This window comes from Microbacterium longlingense (genome assembly GCF_058349825.2).
On record NZ_JBYRJA020000003.1, the window covers coordinates 186565 to 201749 of the forward strand.

The window sequence follows — 15185 nt, forward strand, 5'->3', positions numbered from 1 at the left end:
GTCAACGCACGGCGAGAATGACGTCGATCGCCGCATCGAGCAGCGCGTCGACCTGCTCCTCGCGGTAGCCGCCGTGCTGCATCCGGAACGCCGCAGAGCGCAGCTGCTCGGCCGACAGCGGCGTGCCGTCGCGCAGATACAGGGCGATACGGTCCGCGACGTGGTCGACCTCGTCGCGGCGGTACCCGTAGGCGAGCCGGCTCGTGCGATCGAACCGTTCCCCGACCGGGCGTCCCAGATGATCGAGGATCTCCTGAGCACGCTCACGCGCGGCGCGCACCCAGGCTTCTGCGCCGAACTCGGCGACGGCCCGCCCCCGCTCGCGCCGCGCGAAGGCCTCCTCCACCCGGCCGAGGGCCGCGTCGACGGCATCGATGCGATAGCCGTCGCGCACGATCGGGAAGGCTATCGCACGAATCTCCGCCGCGGTCATCTGGCCGCTGTGCTCGAAGCTCTCCTTCGCGCGGGCGAGGAAGGCGTCGACGGCTTCCCGGTCGTAGCCGCGGGCACGGTCGTCGGTCAGCGGGAACGCCGGAGCGGCGGCCGGATCGCTCACATCGCCCCCAGGGGGCTCAGCAGGAAGTAGAGCGCCAGAGCGGCGACCACCGACGGCAGGATGCTGTCCAGCCGGTCGAGCACACCGCCGTGCCCTGGCAGCAAGGAGCTCATGTCCTTGATCCCGAGATCCCGCTTGAGCATCGACTCGGCCAGATCGCCCAGCGTCGCCGTCGCGACGATCACGATGCCGAACACCGCACCGGCCCACCAGGGAAGGTCCAGCAGGAACATGCCCAGCGCGATCCCCACGACCAGGGAGGCCAGCACAGCGCCGGCGAACCCTTCCCAGGTCTTCTTGGGGCTGATCCGGGGGGCCATGGGGTGACGGCCGAAGCTCAGCCCGCTCGCGTAGGCGCCCGTGTCCGCGGCCACCACAACGGCGATGAAGGACAGCACCCACCACTCTCCGCCGTCCTGGCGCAGCAGCACGAGGGCCATTCCGGCCAAGAAGGGCACGTACACCTGCACGAGACCGCTCACCAGGACGTCGGAGAGCACGTCGGAATACGCCCGGCCGTCGCGCTCGACCATCTGCGCCACCAGGCGCCAGACCACCACGAACGCCACGGCGGCGAACAGCATCACCCAGCAGAACCAGATCTCGGCGACATAACCGGAGACGATCAGAGCCGCTCCCGCGATCACCTGCGGGACGACGTCTACCCGATACCCGCCGCCGCGGAGGGCGCGCGCGAGCTCATAGGTGCCGAGCGCGCCCACCAGCAGCGCGACGACGACGAACGCCCACTTCACGAAGATCAGCGATGCGAGCAGCACAGCGCCGGCCAGGACGCCCACGAGGATCGCGCCGATGAGGTCGCGGCCGGTGCGTTGCTTGATGCGCTCGTTGGCCTCTTCGAACTGCTCACGGGCGTAGCTGACGTGCTCCTCGACGTCGAGACGAGCCGCGTGGAGCCGCTCGTGCAGCCCACCCGTATCGGGGGGGCTCTGCCTGTCAGCGACAGGTCCGTCTTGCGACGGATCGGGCCCGGGAGAAGCGTTCATCCGGATTCAGACCTCGAGGAGCTCCGCCTCTTTGCGCTTGAGCGCCTCGTCGACCAGGTCGACGTGGCGGCGGGTCAAGGCATCGAGGTCCTTCTCGGCGCGGTTCACCTCATCCTCGCCGACCTCGCTCTTGAGGGCGTCGAGGTCGTCCTTGGCCTTGCGGCGGATGCCGCGCAGCTGGACCTTGGCGTCCTCGGCCTTGGTGCGGACGAGCTTGACATACTCCTTGCGACGTTCCTCGGTGAGCTCCGGCATCGTCACGCGGATGACGTTGCCGTCGTTGCTCGGGTTGGCGCCGAGGTTCGGCATGTCCCGGATCGCGTTCTCGATGTCCTTGATCGCCGACTTGTCATACGGGGTGACCACCAGGGTGCGCGCTTCCGGGTTCGCCAGCGAGGCGAGCTGGGCCAGCGGGGTGAGCGTGCCGTAGTAACCGACCATCACCTTCTGGAACATCTGCGGGTTGGCGCGGCCCGTGCGGACCGTTGAGAAGTCCTCCTTCGCGGCCTCGACCGCTCGGTTCATGCGGGCGGTGGTGTCGTCGAGGACGTCCGCGATCACGGTGACTCCTTCTTGTCGTCGGGGGTACGGGGGAATTCTACCCGGGACGGCCCCGGGGAATGACGGCTCAGGCGGTGACGCGCGTGCCGATGGGGTCGCCCAGCAGCGCCTTGGTGATGTTGCCGGACGGTTCCATGCCGAACACGCGCATGTCCATGCCGTTGTCCATGCAGAGGCTGAAGGCGGTCGAGTCGACGACCTTGAGCCCCTTCTGGAGGGCCTCACGGTAGGTCACGCGCTCGATGCGCTCGGCCGATGCGTCGGTCTTCGGGTCAGCGGTGTACACCGCGTCGACGCCGTTCTTGGCGACGAGCACCTCGTCCGCGCCGATCTCGAGCGCACGCTGCGCCGCCACGGTATCGGTGGAGAAGTAGGGCAGGCCGGCGCCGGCGCCGAAGATGACGACGCGACCCTTCTCCATGTGGCGCTCAGCGCGCAGCGGCAGGTAGGGCTCGGCGACCTGGGTCATCGAGATCGCGGACTGCACGCGGGGGCTCGCGCCGGCCTGCTCGAGGAAATCTTGCAGGGCGAGGGCGTTCATGACCGTGCCCAGCATGCCCATGTAGTCGGCCCGGCTGCGGTCCATGCCGCGTTGGCTCAGCTCAGCGCCGCGGAAGAAGTTCCCGCCGCCGACGACCACCGCGATCTGCACGCGATCGACCGCCGCGGCGATCTCGCGTGCGATCTGGCTGACCACGTCGGGGTTGACCCCGAGCTGTCCCCCGCCGAACGCCTCCCCCGAGAGCTTGAGCACCACCCGGCGCTTCTTGTCTGCCTCCGTCATCGGTCCTCCTGTGGTCCGCTGCCTGGCCGGACGCGATCGTGTCCGCGTCGGTCAGGGATGCCCGTGTTGATCAAAGATATGCCACCGTCCGGCAACCCGCCCGGTGGCACGACGAAGGGGTTCGGATCGCGACGATCCGAACCCCTTCTGACGTGCTAGGCGCCGACCTTGAAACGGACGAAGTCCGTGACGGTGATGCCGGCATCCTTCGCGACCTGCGCGACGGAGACCTTGTTGTCCTTCGCGTAGTCCTGCTCGAGCAGGGCGACCTGCTTGATGTAAGCGGCGACGCGACCCTCGACGATCTTCGGCAGGGCGGCTTCCGGCTTGCCCTCGTTGCGCGAGATCTCGGTCACGATCTGACGCTCCTTCTCGACGTCATCCGCCGGAACGTCCTCGCGGGACAGGTACGACGGGTTGGCGAACGAGATGTGCTGGGCGATGCTGCGCGCGGTCTCCGCGTCGTCGCCGGTGTAGGCGACGACGACACCGATCTGCGGCGGCAGGTCCTTGCTGGTGCGGTGCAGGTACACCTCGACGTTGTCGCCGGTGACGGTGCGCACCTGACGCAGCTCGACCTTCTCGCCGATGATGGCGGCCTCGTCGGAGATGAGCTCCCCGGCGGTCTGGTCGCCGGCCGGAGCCGCGAGAGCGGCCTCGACCGAGTCCGCCTCGACGGCGGACGCGGCGTCCGCGACCTTCTCGGCCAGGGCGATGAAGCGGTCGTTCTTCGCGACGAAGTCGGTCTCGCAGGCCAGCTCGATGAGCGTGACAGCGCCCGCCTTCTCGCGAGCGACCACGAGTCCCTCGCTGGTGGAGCGGTCGGCGCGCTTGGCGTTGCCCTTCGCGCCCTTCAGACGGAGGATCTCGGTCGCCTTGGCGACGTCGCCCTCCGCCTCCTCGAGCGCCTTCTTGGTGTCAACCATTCCGGTGCCGAGCTGCTCACGCAGCGCCTTGATGTCGGCGATGGTGAAGTTGGCCATGTGTGGTGGCTCCTTGCTTCGTTTGTGTGCGTGTGTGCGGTCTGCTTAGTTGGCCTCGGCCTCGGCGGCGGCGACCTCGGAGGCCTCCTCGCCGGACGCGGCGGCGATCGCCTCGTCGTGGGCAGCGGCGCCCGCGGCGTCCGCGGGGGTCTCGGCGGCGGCCTCATCGGCAGCGGCGCCGACCAGGAGCTCCTGCTCCCACTCGGCCAGCGGCTCTGCGTCGCCGGCCTCGGGGTTGTGCTTCTGCTGCAGGCCCTCGGCGGCGGCGTCTGCGATGATGCGCGTCAGCAGGGAGACCGAACGGATCGCGTCGTCGTTGCCCGGGATCGGGTACTGGATGTCGTCGGGGTCGGCGTTGGTGTCGAGGATACCGATCACCGGGATGCCCAGCTTCTTGGCCTCGTCGATCGCGAGGTGCTCACGCTTGGCGTCGACGACCCAGAGGGCCGACGGGGTCTTGGTGAGGTTGCGGATGCCGCCGAGCGACTTGTGCAGCTTGTCGAGCTCACGCTTCTTGAGCAGGAGCTCCTTCTTGGTGAAGCCGCTGGACGCGACGTCCTCGTAGTCGAGCTCCTCGAGCTCCTTCATGCGCGCGAGACGCTTCGACACCGTCGAGAAGTTGGTCAGCAGACCACCCAGCCAGCGCTGGTTGACGTAGGGCTGGCCGACGCGGGTCGCCTGCTCGGCGAGCACCTCCTGCGCCTGGCGCTTGGTGCCGACGAACAGAATGGTGCCGCCGTGGGCGACCGTCTCCTTGACGAAGTCGTAGGCGCGGTCGATGTAGGACAGCGACTGCTGCAGGTCGATGATGTGGATGCCGCTGCGCTCGGTGAGGATGAAGCGCTTGACCTTCGGGTTCCACCGACGGGTCTGGTGTCCGAAGTGGACGCCGCTGTCGAGCAGCTGGCGGATGGTGACGACGGCCATGACCGTTCTCCTTGTTCTGGCGCCGGAGCGCCGTTGCGGTTGTTGTTCCTAGTGCCCGGCGCACGCCCGCCCGAATCGATTTCTCGATCAGGGACCGGTGGGAGTGGATGCCGCGAATACTCGCTATGGGCACGCGTAGTCATCCGAGATCTCGGATGCCCTGCCATGTTATCAGGCGGCGGGGCCTGCCGCGGTTATGCGGCGCCCTCGGGCGAGCGGCACGGGTCCACATGACAGAGCCGCACCGTGCTTTCCACGTCTTCCGGGATCGGGACGCTCGGGCCGTCGACGGCGGCGGATCCTGGGCGCATGGTCGCCTCGCACCGCTTCGCCGTCGCTGCCCTGGTCATCGCCGCCGTCTTCGTCGCGCCCGCCGCCGGAGCACCCTCCGCGGCGGACGAGGCGCCTGCTCCCGGCTCGGCCGGCGCCGGGTGGGTCTGGCCGGTGACAGGGCAACGCCAGGTGGTCGAGCGCTTTCGCGCGCCTGCGCATGCTTACGGCCCCGGCCACCGCGGGATGGACATCGGCTCGGTCGCCGGTGCGACGGTGCGTGCACCGGCGGACGCGAAGGTCGCGTTCCGCGGTACCGTCGTCGATCGCCCGCTGCTCACGCTCGACACCGGAGACGGTCTCGTCATCACACTGGAGCCGGTCGACTCCGCCCTCTCCCCCGGCGACGCGCTGCGGGCCGGGCAGGAGGTCGGCACCGTATCGCTCGGCGGTCATGCCCCGACGGGCGCACTGCATGTCGGGGTCCGCGATCACGGGCGATACGTCGATCCGCTTCCGCTGTTCGCGCCGATCCCGCGGGCGATTCTGCTGCCCTGCTGCTGACGACAGCGGGCTGCGGCGGTGACGCCGGTCCGCCGTGGCAGGTCAGGCGCGCGGGTGCGCCAGGCGGTAGCTCTCCTTCAGGCGCTCGGCCGAGACGTGCGTGTAAATCTGGGTGGTGCCGAGACTGGCGTGCCCCAGGATCTCCTGCACGACACGCAGGTCGGCCCCGCCGTCGAGCAGGTGGGTCGCCGCGGAATGACGCAGCGTGTGGGGCCCGACCGCGTCCGCCCCGACAACCGGGCCGAGTGTGCGCGAGACCAGGTCGTACACCGCGCGCGGTCCGAGCGGCCCACCGCGCACCGCACGGAAGAGGCGTGCCGGGTCGCGGGGATTCTCGGCGCGGGCGATGAGGGCGGGGCGTGCCCGGGACAGATAGGCGCTGACGGCGGTACGCGCCGGAGCACCGAACGGAACCACGCGTTCTTTCGACCCTTTGCCCAGCACACGGGCGGTGCCGCGGTCGAGATCCAGGTCGTCGATGTCGAGACCGCACAGCTCCGACACCCGGATACCGGTGCCGTAGAGCATCTCGAGCACGGCATGGTCACGCAGGACGATCGGATCACCACCGTCCGCTGCCGTACGCTGCGCGTCGAGGAGGCCGGCCACTCCGTCGGCTGAGGCGACCGGCGGCAGCGAGCGCCCGCGTTTGGGGGCGATCAGACGCAGACTGGGATCGTGCGGCACACGCTCGGACTCCGCCGCCCACGCGAAGAAGCCGCGGGCGGCCGCGGTGCGCCGCGCGAGCGTGGCACGCGCGTCTCCGCGCTGCGTCGCTGCCCACAGCCAGTCGCGCAGGGTCTGGAGGGTGACATCGGCGATCTGCGGGTCGCCGGCGGCCGCGGCGAGGTCGGCGAGGTCGTTGCGGTAGGCACGCACGGTCGCGGGCGACAGCCGCCGCACCGTGGCGAGGTGCGCGGCGAAGACGGCCGCTTCCTCTGAGACTCGCATGAATCCAGCATGCCCGCGAGCGCCGGCAGCGTGCCCGCGCCTCGCCGCCGGACGACCGGTCCAGGATGCCCGCTGAACGGCTGCCGCGCGCCGTGCTCACCGACGCTCACCGGCGGGTATCCCGGTGATCCCGCTGCCACCCGCCTGCGGTTCGGACAACGCCGTCGCCGAGGGTGAGCATCCCGAGCACCTCCGTCACCCGTGCCGGCGCCAGCCCGCTCCGCGAGGCGATCTCGTCGACCGGGCGTGCGATGCGGGTGCTCAGCGCGTCGAGAACCCGATTCACCTCCGGCTCCTCGGTGGTGGTGGCGTCCGATGCGACCGTGGTCGTCCAGCCGATGAGCTCCCTCACCTCGTCAGCGCTCGTGACGCACTGGGCGTCGTATTCGCGCAGCAGCCGATGACACCCTGCCGATGCGGCGGACGTGACCGGCCCTGGCACGGCCCCCAGCGGCCGTCCGAGCGACGCAGCGTGCCCTGCTGTGTTGAGCGATCCGCTGCGCCAGCCCGCTTCGACGACGACCGTCGCCGCACCCAGCGCGCCGATCAGGCGATTACGCGCGAGGAAGCGCCATTTGGTCGGCGCACTGCCGCACGGCGTCTCCGCCACGAGCGCACCCACTTCGGCGATACGGCCGAGGAGGGCGGTGTGCCCGGCCGGATAGGGGCGGTCGACGCCACCGGCCAGGAACGCCGTTGTGCATCCGCCGGCACGCAGAGCGGCACGATGGGCCGCGCCGTCGACACCATAAGCGCCTCCCGAGTGAATGCCGAGGCCACCGGCCGCCAGCTCGCCGGAGAGCTCCGCCGCCATGTGCTCGCCGTAGGGCGTCGCCGCGCGCGCCCCCACGATGGACACCGCGCGGCCGGCGAGCACGGCCGGGTCTCCACGGACCCACAGCAGCACCGGCATATGCGGTCCGAGGTCGGCGAGCGGTTCCGGCCAGTCGCCGTCTCCCGGCAGAAGGATGCGCGCACCGAGGCGCCCGGCCGCACGCAGTCCCGCGGCGATGCGGGCCACATCCGCCCGGGCACGCCAACGTCGCCGGCCGTCGGCGAGCGCGCGCCGCGATGGCGTGTGCGACGCCGGATCCTCCAGCCCGGACCACCCGAGCGCGCCGTCGATGCCGACGTGCAGCGCCTCGACGGGGCCGAGGTTCTCGATGAGCGCACCGGCGATGCTGTCGCCTGGCTCAGCCAGCACGTTCCAGCACAGCCGCGCGATCGTCTCGTCGTCTGCGGCGGGCCGCAGCGCGGCGGTGAGGTCCCGAAGCTCCGTGCTGTCCAGAACCGCGTCACCGGGCGGCTTCCCCGTCCGACGCGCTGGAGCCGGGCCGCCCGGGCTCGGCGAGGGTGGCGCCGTCATGCGATGAGTCCGCTCTTCAGGAACAGCGCGCGCCCGACGTGTGCCGGAGACGGTCGATCCGCCGCCGCGAGGTCGCAGATGCTCCAGGCCAGCCGCAGGGTGCGGTCATAGCCGCGCAGTGTGATCCGCCCGCGCTGCAGGGCACGGTCCAGCGGGTCGCGGGTCTCCGGCGGGAGTCGATGCGGCCCCTGGCGGAGCCAGGCTCCGGATACCTCCCCGTTGAGACGCCACGGGGTCTCCCGCCATCGCTGCGCGGCACGCTCCCGTGCCTCGATCACGCGGTCACGCGCCTGCGCGCTGGTCACCCTGACGCGCTCGTCGCCGGCGCAATCGGCCGTGCCGACCCTGGTCATGCGCAGCTCGATGTCGACGCGATCGCGCAACGGCCCGGACAGGCGTCCGGTGTAGCGGCGGATCGACGCCGGCGGACACACGCACTCCCCGGCGCGGACACCGTGCTGTCCGCACGGGCAGGGGTTGGTCGCGAGCACCAGCTGGAATCGCGCCGGGAAGTCCGCCGAGACACCGGAACGATGGATGGCGATGCGGCCGGATTCGAGGGGCTGGCGCAGAGCATCCAGCGTGGTCCGAGCGAACTCGCCCGCCTCGTCGAGGAACAGCACGCCGCGGTGCGCGCGGGCGATCGCACCCGGCCGGATCTGCCGCGATCCGCCGCCGACGAGTGCGGCAAGCGAGATGCCGTGGTGCGGGGCCTCGAAGGGCGGCTCCCGCTCGAGATGCCCGACGACCGCGCCGGAGAGCGAGCGCACGGACGCCACCTCCAGTGCCTCGTCGTCGGTGAGCGGCGGCAGGATGCCCGGCAGGCGGCGAGCGAGCATGGTCTTCCCCGCCCCGGGCGGACCGCTCATCAGCACGTGGTGGCCACCGGCCGCGGCCACCACCAGCGCGTCGATCGCCTCGTCCTGCCCGACCACCTCGGCGATGTCGCTCTGCTCGGCCGCGCGCGACGGCGCGACGTTGACGCCGACGGGCTCGAGCACCGGCACGTCGACATCTGCCCCGTGCAGCAGCGCGACCTCGGCGAGGCTCACCGCGGCGTGCACGTGGATGCCTGCGACCAGGCGGGCCTCCTGCTCGTTCGCCGCCGGGACCACGACGTGATCGAAACCGGCCTCGCGCGCCGCGTAGACGGCCGGGAGAACGCCGGCCACCGGGCGCAGCCTCCCATCGAGACCGAGCTCTCCGAGGTGCACCGTTCTCGCGGCCGATGCGGAAGGCGTCGCGGCGTGTCCGGTGGCGATCGCCGCGACCGCGATCGCCACGTCGAATCCGGACCCCTGCTTCGGCAGGTTCGCCGGCGAGAGGTTGACGGTCAGGCGCCGCGGCGGCAGTTCGAGTCCGCTGTTGCGGCAGGCGTTGTGCACTCGCTGAACCGCCTCTGCGATGGCCTTGTCCGGCAGGCCGATGATGCGGAACTCGGGAGTCTGGGCCGAGAGATCTGCCTCGACCTCCACCATGCTGCCCGCGAGCCCGCTCAGCGCGACCGCCCACGTGCGCGCCACGGTCATCGCACATCGCGGAGGTGCTCGAGGCGCCCGCTCGCCGGTTCCTCGCCGATGATGCCGATGACATGCAGCTGCACCTCGCGTCCGCGCGCATGCTCCGGGTGCATCCGCAACCACGCCATCGCGAGCCGCCACAGCCGCCGGCGCTTGCGGTGGTCGACGGCGGCCAGCGGGTGCCCGAACGCGGCGGTACGCCGGGTCTTGACCTCGACGATCGCGAGCGCACGACCGCGCGCCGCGACGATGTCTATCTCGCCGAGCTCGCACCGCCAGTTGCGGTCGAGAATGTCGAAGCCGATCGCCCTGAGGTGCCGCGCGGCCCTGTCCTCCCCGGCCCTGCCGAGGTCGTCTTTCGCTGCCATGCCCCCACTCTGGGGTCGCGACCGTGGGGCATGGACCTGGCTCCCGGGGCCCGTGCAGAACCTCTCAGAGCACGCGGCTGGGGACAACCCCGATCAGCGCGCTCCCCCTGTTCGGCCGCAGATGCCGAGCAGGCTCACTGGCCGTCGAGCGACAGCTCCTCCGGGAGCTCGAACTCACGGCGCTGCAGCTCCTCGACGTTGACGTCTTTGAAAGTGAGCACGCGCACCGCCTTCACGAAGCGATCGGCCCGGTAGATGTCCCACACCCACACGTCGGTCATCGAGATCTCGAAGTAGAAGTCGTGCTCGGTGTCTCGTCGGACGACGTTCACCTCGTTGGCGAGGTAGAAGCGGCGCTCGGTCTCGACGACGTACTGGAACTGCGACACGACATCGCGGTACTCCCGGTACAGGGCGAGCTCGAGCTCGCGGTCGTAGTCGTCGAAAGCATCCTCGTCCATGGTGCCTCCATCCTATGAGCAAGCGGACAGACCGGAGGACCCCGGTCAGAACAGGGCCGGTCAGAACAGGGCGGGTGCGTCGGCGATCGCCCACGACGCCCGATGATGAGGGCTCAGCCCGAGCGCCCGGATCGCATCGCGATGCGCGGCGCTGGCATAACCCTTGTTGCGTTCCCAGCCGTACTGGGGGAACTCCTCGTGCAGCGAGACCATGAGGTCGTCACGCGCGACCTTGGCGATCACGGACGCTGCGGAGACCGATGCGCAGTCGCGGTCGCCCTTGACAACCGCCCGCACACGGATGCGCTCCGGGTGCACAGCGGAGACGTAGTCATGATTGCCGTCGAGGACCACGATCGCCTCGGCCGCGGCGTAGCCGTCGCTCTGCACCGAGAGGATCGCCCGGGAGGCGGCGAGGCCGAGCGCACGCATGATGCCGACCTCGTCGATCTCGGCCGCGCTGGCCCACCCGACGCTGCTCGACCTGACCCATGCCGCAGCGCGCAATGCCAGGTCGTGGCGGCGCTTCTCCGGAACGAGTTTGGAATCGCGGAGGCCGTCCGGGATCGGGCTGTCGACGATCGCGGCGTCGACCACCGCGGCGCCGACCGCCACCGGCCCCGCAAGCGCCCCGCGTCCGACCTCGTCGAGCGCGATGATGAGGCGGTGGGTCTCCAGCGCGCGTCGCTCCCAGTCGAGCGTGGGCGCGGCCGCGCCGAGGGTGCGCTGGCTCACCCCGCCTCGCCCTCGTCCGGTTCGCCGACGCCGTTGAACACGCCGTGGTGGGTGTCGATCATGCCGAATCGGTCGAATGGCCAGGTGATGAGGAAGGCGCGCCCGACGACGTTGTCCAGCGGCACGAAGCCGTCACCCGGTTGGTCCTGGTTGTAGCGGGAGTCCTTCGAGCGATCACGGTTGTCTCCCATGACCCACAGCCGCCCCGCGGGGACGACCACATCGAACGGGTCGTTGGAGGCGCTCGTATCACCCGGGGGGAGCTTGAGATAGGAGAGCTCGTCGATCGCCGTGCCGTTGACGGTGACCTGCCCGAGGTCGTTGCAGCAGACCACGTGGTCGCCGGGAAGGCCGACGATGCGCTTGATGACGTGGTCGTCCGAATCGGCGGCCGAAAAGCCGATGAGCGTGAGGAACCACTCGCCGGCCTCCGCGATCGCCGACCGCTCCGGCGCACTCGGCCGGGGCATCAGCCAACCACCCGGATCACGGAACACGACGACGTCGCCGCGGGCGTAGCCGTTCCACAACGGGGTCAGCTCATCCACCAGAATGCGGTCATCGACCTGGAGGGTGTCCTCCATCGAGCCGGACGGGATGTAGAAGCTGCGCACCACGAACGTCTTCACCAGGAACGAGACCAGGATCGCGATCAGCGCGATCACCAGCAGATCGCGGAGGAACAACAGCACACCCGACCGGCGTCGCTGCGGCACCCGCTCGGATTCGCTCGTCATCGCACCCCTTCGATCGTTTTCGCCCCAGTCTGATACACCGAACCCCGGGGCAGTGTGACCCCGGGGTTCGCGTGCGGATGGCGCGTCAGTTGTCGCGCTTCTCCTTGATCTTCGCCTTCTTGCCGCGCAGCTCGCGCAGGTAGTACAGCTTCGCGCGACGCACGTCACCACGGGTGACGACCTCGATGTGATCGATCACCGGGGAGTGCACTGGGAAGGTACGCTCGACGCCGACCTGGAAGCTGATCTTGCGGACCGTGAAGGTCTCGCGCACACCATCGCCCTGGCGGCCGATGACGACGCCCTGGAAGACCTGGATACGCGAGCGGTTGCCCTCGGTGATGTTCACGTGCACCTTGACGGTGTCACCGGGGAAGAACTCGGGGATGTCCGAGCGAAGGGAAGCCGCATCGACGGCGTCGAGGATCTGCATGATCGTCTCTCTCTGCACCCGCCTCAGGTCGGCTGCATGGAAGGGTTCGGGTCTCTGTTGTGCGGTGGCGCCGAGGCGCAGGCTCCCCTGAGGCAGAGCCGGTCATGGCACAAGCGTCTATTCTGCCACGGATGACGGGCGATCGAAAACCGCGTTCACCGCTGTGTCGCGATCACCGCAGCCGCTTGCGGGCGTCGCCCTCGGTGACGACGAAGACATCGGGCTCGGACGCCGCCGCCGGGCCATCCGCTGACCAGCTCTGAGCGATGATCACACCGCCGCTGCCTCGGGCCTCGCCCCACAGCTGACGCAGCACGACCCAGAACAGCACGGCCCACACGAGGATGGCCGCCGACAGCGCTGCGCCGAACCAGCCGCGGGGGAACAGGCCGACCACGACGACGAGCGCGTGCCAGATCAGCAGCCCCGCCGCGTCCGACCAGGAGACAGCGCGCTCGACGCGCACCGACGGACGCGCCCGGATCAGGAACGCGAGCAGGAGCTGCGCGACGAAGACGCCCGGGACAGCGAGCAGGAACACGCCGAGGAACTCCCAGCCGCCGCCCTGGAAGATCCCCCAGCCGAGCAGCAGCCAGGCGGGCAGCAGCAGCGCGAGCGGGAAGAGCGCCCGGAAATACAGCTGACGGAACCACATGCCACGATGCTACGCCCGTGAGGGAGGAGAATGGACCGGAACAGCTGTCAGAGCACCGTGAAGGAGACGCCAGATGATCGAACTGCGCACGCCCGCCGAGATCGAGGAGATGCGGGCTGCGGGCCGGTTCGTCGCCGAGACGCTGGCGACCCTCCGCGAGGAGACGAAGGTCGGCACCAACCTGCTCGCGATCGATCGCCGTGCGCACGATCTCATCCGGCGCGCCGGCGCGACCTCGTGCTATATCGACTACGCGCCGTCGTTCGGCAACGGGCCGTTCGGCAAGGTGATCTGCACGTCGATCAACGATGCTGTGCTGCACGGTCTCCCCCACGACTACACCCTGCGCGACGGCGACCTCGTCAGCCTCGATTTCGCGGTCTCCGTCGACGGATGGGTCGCCGACTCCGCGGTGTCCTTCGTGGTCGGCACCGCCCGCGAGGAGGACCTGCGGCTGATCGACACGACCGAGCGCGCCCTCGCCGCCGCCATCGGCGCCGCAACGTCCGGCAACCGCATCGGCGACATCTCTGCGGCGATCGCGGCGGTCGCTCACGGCGACGGCTACGCGATCAACACCGACTTCGGCGGGCACGGCGTCGGCCGGGAGATGCACGGAGATCCGCACGTGCCCAACGACGGGCGCCCCGGCCGGGGCTTCCCGCTGCGACCGGGTCTGGTCGTGGCGCTCGAGCCGTGGCTGCTCGCCACGACGGACGAGCTGATCACCGATGCCGACGGCTGGACGCTGCGCAGCGCGGACGGCTCGCGGGGCGCGCACTCCGAGCACACCGTCGCGATCACGGCCGACGGACCGATCGTCCTCACCGACCGGTCGTTCCTCGGCGTCGACTGACCGCACGCAGACTGGTCGGCTGACCGCACGCAGACTCACCGCCTCACTGCCTCACCGTGCGCAGGCGGTAGCCTCTCCGGATGACACGGATGCCGTCGCCGCCGTCTGACCGCGACCTCACGCTCGACCTGGCCCGGGTCGTCTGCGTGGTTCTCGTGGTCTTCGTGCACATCTTGTTCACCGGCGTTGGACGCTCCGACGATGGAGCGATGCTCATCGAACGGACGGTGGAAGCACAGCCCTGGTTCGACGCCGCGAGCTGGGTGGCCAACATCATGCCGCTGTTCTTCGTGGTCGGAGGGTTCGCGGCCAGCGCCGGGTGGCGATCGACCCTCGCCCGGGGCGGCACGGCCGACGACTTCGCGCGCCTGCGGCTGGCGCGGCTCGCCCGCCCCGCCGTGCCGGTCTTCGTGTTCTTCACCGTGGCGCTCGGCGGCGCCGGGCTGGCAGGGATCGATCCGGTCCTCGTCGACACGGTCGCGATCGGCGTCGGCTCCCCGCTGTGGTTCCTCGCCGCCTACGCGCTCGTGCAGACGCTCGCACCGCTGATGATGCGGTTGCACGCCCGCTTCGGCGCTCTCGTCCCGGTGGTGCTGCTGGCCGCTGCCCTCGCCGTCGACGCGCTCCGTTACGACGTGGCCGCCGGAATGCTCGGTGTCCCCCGCCTCGCGGCAGAGGGCTACGGCTTCGGCTCAGAACTGCTCGGGATCCCGAACGTGCTGTTCGTCTGGCTCTTCGCCCAGCAGGTGGGCTTCTGGATGTTCGACGGCTGGTTCGCCCGCCGTCCCGCCTGGCAGCTGCTCGCCATCGTCGGGGCGGGATACGGCGTGCTGTGGGTGATGGTTTCGGTCGGGGGCTACTCGTGGAGCATGCTCGGCAACCAGTGGCCGCCCACCGCGACGATGGCGGTTCTCGCCGTGGTGCAGGCAGCCGCCCTCACGCTCCTGCACGCGCCGCTGTCTGCCCTGATGAGCACCCGCCCCGCCCAGGCGGTGGTGTTCCTGCTCGGCTCGCGGCTCATGACCATCTACCTGTGGCATCTGCCGATGATCATGGTGCTCACCGGCGTTCAGCTGCTCCTGCCGTTGCCCCTGCCGGCACCGGGGAGCCCGGCCTGGTGGTGGACCAGGGCGCCGTTCCTGCTGATCGTCCTCGGAGGCGTCTGGCTGCTCTCGCTGTGGGCGGGACGCTTCGAGCGCGTCGCCCTGCCCGCCACGCCACGCGTGCGCGGAACGCCCGCGACGGTCGCCGCCGTCGTGGTGTTCGTGCTGCCCATTCTGGGCATCACCGCCTACGGCCTCGATCTGTGGCTCGCCGCCGCGGCGCTCGGCGGAACCCTTCTCGCGCTGCTGCTGATCGGCGGCCCGCAGACCGCGCAGGCCCCGGAGCAGCACGTGGACGCCGCCCCGGGCCGGCCGAACAGGACGCCCGCCGCCTGAGCTCGCGGACGG

General features: G+C 70.3%; 18 protein-coding genes. 3 read left to right on the plus strand and 15 right to left on the minus strand.

The window, feature by feature from the left end; all coding sequences use genetic code 11:
• Position 1 precedes the first annotated feature (1 nt).
• From AC3RXY_RS06125 to rpsB, 6 genes are all read right to left on the minus strand, one after another.
• On the minus strand, positions 2-556 hold the full coding sequence (locus tag AC3RXY_RS06125; protein ID WP_491510007.1) for a DivIVA domain-containing protein: 555 nt from the start codon (positions 554-556) through the stop codon (positions 2-4).
• Positions 553-1563: a phosphatidate cytidylyltransferase gene (locus AC3RXY_RS06130; RefSeq protein WP_491510008.1), complete on the minus strand. Its 1011-nt coding sequence runs from the start codon at positions 1561-1563 to the stop codon at positions 553-555. The genes AC3RXY_RS06125 and AC3RXY_RS06130 overlap by 4 nt, the downstream gene beginning before the upstream one ends.
• Positions 1564-1569: 6 nt before the next feature.
• Complete coding sequence (gene frr, locus AC3RXY_RS06135; protein WP_491510009.1) at positions 1570-2124, minus strand: ribosome recycling factor; 555 nt, start codon at positions 2122-2124, stop codon at positions 1570-1572.
• Between the two features lie 67 nt (positions 2125-2191).
• Entirely contained in the window at positions 2192-2908 is a 717-nt protein-coding gene (gene pyrH, locus AC3RXY_RS06140) for a UMP kinase (RefSeq protein ID WP_491510010.1), read from the minus strand.
• 155 nt (positions 2909-3063) lie between these two features.
• Positions 3064-3891, minus strand: coding sequence for a translation elongation factor Ts (tsf, locus tag AC3RXY_RS06145; protein WP_491510011.1), 828 nt, complete (start codon positions 3889-3891; stop codon positions 3064-3066).
• A gap of 45 nt (positions 3892-3936) precedes the next feature.
• The gene (gene rpsB, locus AC3RXY_RS06150; RefSeq protein WP_491510012.1) at positions 3937-4818 is read right to left on the minus strand and encodes a 30S ribosomal protein S2; all 882 of its coding nucleotides are present in this window, start codon (positions 4816-4818) and stop codon (positions 3937-3939) included.
• Between the two features lie 309 nt (positions 4819-5127).
• On the opposite strand from rpsB, the gene AC3RXY_RS06155 reads away from it, so the two are divergent.
• Positions 5128-5652 carry a murein hydrolase activator EnvC family protein gene (locus AC3RXY_RS06155; protein ID WP_498224480.1) on the plus strand — a complete coding sequence of 175 codons (525 nt, stop codon included), beginning with the start codon at positions 5128-5130 and terminating at the stop codon, positions 5650-5652.
• A gap of 42 nt (positions 5653-5694) precedes the next feature.
• Here AC3RXY_RS06155 and AC3RXY_RS06160 read toward each other — a convergent pair whose 3' ends face one another.
• From AC3RXY_RS06160 to AC3RXY_RS06200, 9 genes are all read right to left on the minus strand, one after another.
• Positions 5695-6603, minus strand: coding sequence for a tyrosine-type recombinase/integrase (locus AC3RXY_RS06160; protein WP_491510014.1), 909 nt, complete (start codon positions 6601-6603; stop codon positions 5695-5697).
• A 106-nt stretch (positions 6604-6709) separates the two neighbouring features.
• Positions 6710-7969 (minus strand): DNA-processing protein DprA, encoded by a 1260-nt coding sequence (gene dprA / locus AC3RXY_RS06165; RefSeq protein ID WP_491510015.1) that lies wholly within the window; start codon positions 7967-7969, stop codon positions 6710-6712.
• Entirely contained in the window at positions 7966-9498 is a 1533-nt protein-coding gene (locus tag AC3RXY_RS06170) for a YifB family Mg chelatase-like AAA ATPase (protein ID WP_491510016.1), read from the minus strand. The genes dprA and AC3RXY_RS06170 overlap by 4 nt, the downstream gene beginning before the upstream one ends.
• Positions 9495-9857, minus strand: coding sequence for a YraN family protein (locus tag AC3RXY_RS06175; protein WP_491510017.1), 363 nt, complete (start codon positions 9855-9857; stop codon positions 9495-9497). Before AC3RXY_RS06175 ends, AC3RXY_RS06170 begins: the two co-directional genes overlap by 4 nt.
• 134 nt (positions 9858-9991) lie before the next feature.
• Positions 9992-10318, minus strand: a complete 327-nt coding sequence (locus AC3RXY_RS06180) for a DUF2469 family protein (RefSeq protein ID WP_491510018.1) — start codon at positions 10316-10318, stop codon at positions 9992-9994.
• Between the two features lie 60 nt (positions 10319-10378).
• On the minus strand, positions 10379-11053 hold the full coding sequence (gene rnhB / locus AC3RXY_RS06185) for a ribonuclease HII (protein WP_491510019.1): 675 nt from the start codon (positions 11051-11053) through the stop codon (positions 10379-10381).
• Entirely contained in the window at positions 11050-11790 is a 741-nt protein-coding gene (gene lepB / locus AC3RXY_RS06190; protein WP_491510020.1) for a signal peptidase I, read from the minus strand. Before lepB ends, rnhB begins: the two co-directional genes overlap by 4 nt.
• Positions 11791-11875: 85 nt before the next feature.
• Positions 11876-12223 (minus strand): 50S ribosomal protein L19, encoded by a 348-nt coding sequence (gene rplS, locus AC3RXY_RS06195; protein WP_491510021.1) that lies wholly within the window; start codon positions 12221-12223, stop codon positions 11876-11878.
• Between the two features lie 172 nt (positions 12224-12395).
• Positions 12396-12878, minus strand: a complete 483-nt coding sequence (locus tag AC3RXY_RS06200; protein WP_491510022.1) for an MFS transporter permease — start codon at positions 12876-12878, stop codon at positions 12396-12398.
• A 73-nt stretch (positions 12879-12951) separates the two neighbouring features.
• Here AC3RXY_RS06200 and map point away from each other — a divergent pair, with 73 nt between their 5' ends.
• Both map and AC3RXY_RS06210 read left to right on the plus strand, forming a co-directional pair.
• The gene (gene map, locus AC3RXY_RS06205; protein ID WP_491510023.1) at positions 12952-13734 is read left to right on the plus strand and encodes a type I methionyl aminopeptidase; all 783 of its coding nucleotides are present in this window, start codon (positions 12952-12954) and stop codon (positions 13732-13734) included.
• Positions 13735-13814: 80 nt separating this feature from the next.
• Entirely contained in the window at positions 13815-15173 is a 1359-nt protein-coding gene (locus AC3RXY_RS06210; protein ID WP_491510024.1) for an acyltransferase family protein, read from the plus strand.
• The last annotated feature ends 12 nt before the right edge of the window (positions 15174-15185 follow it).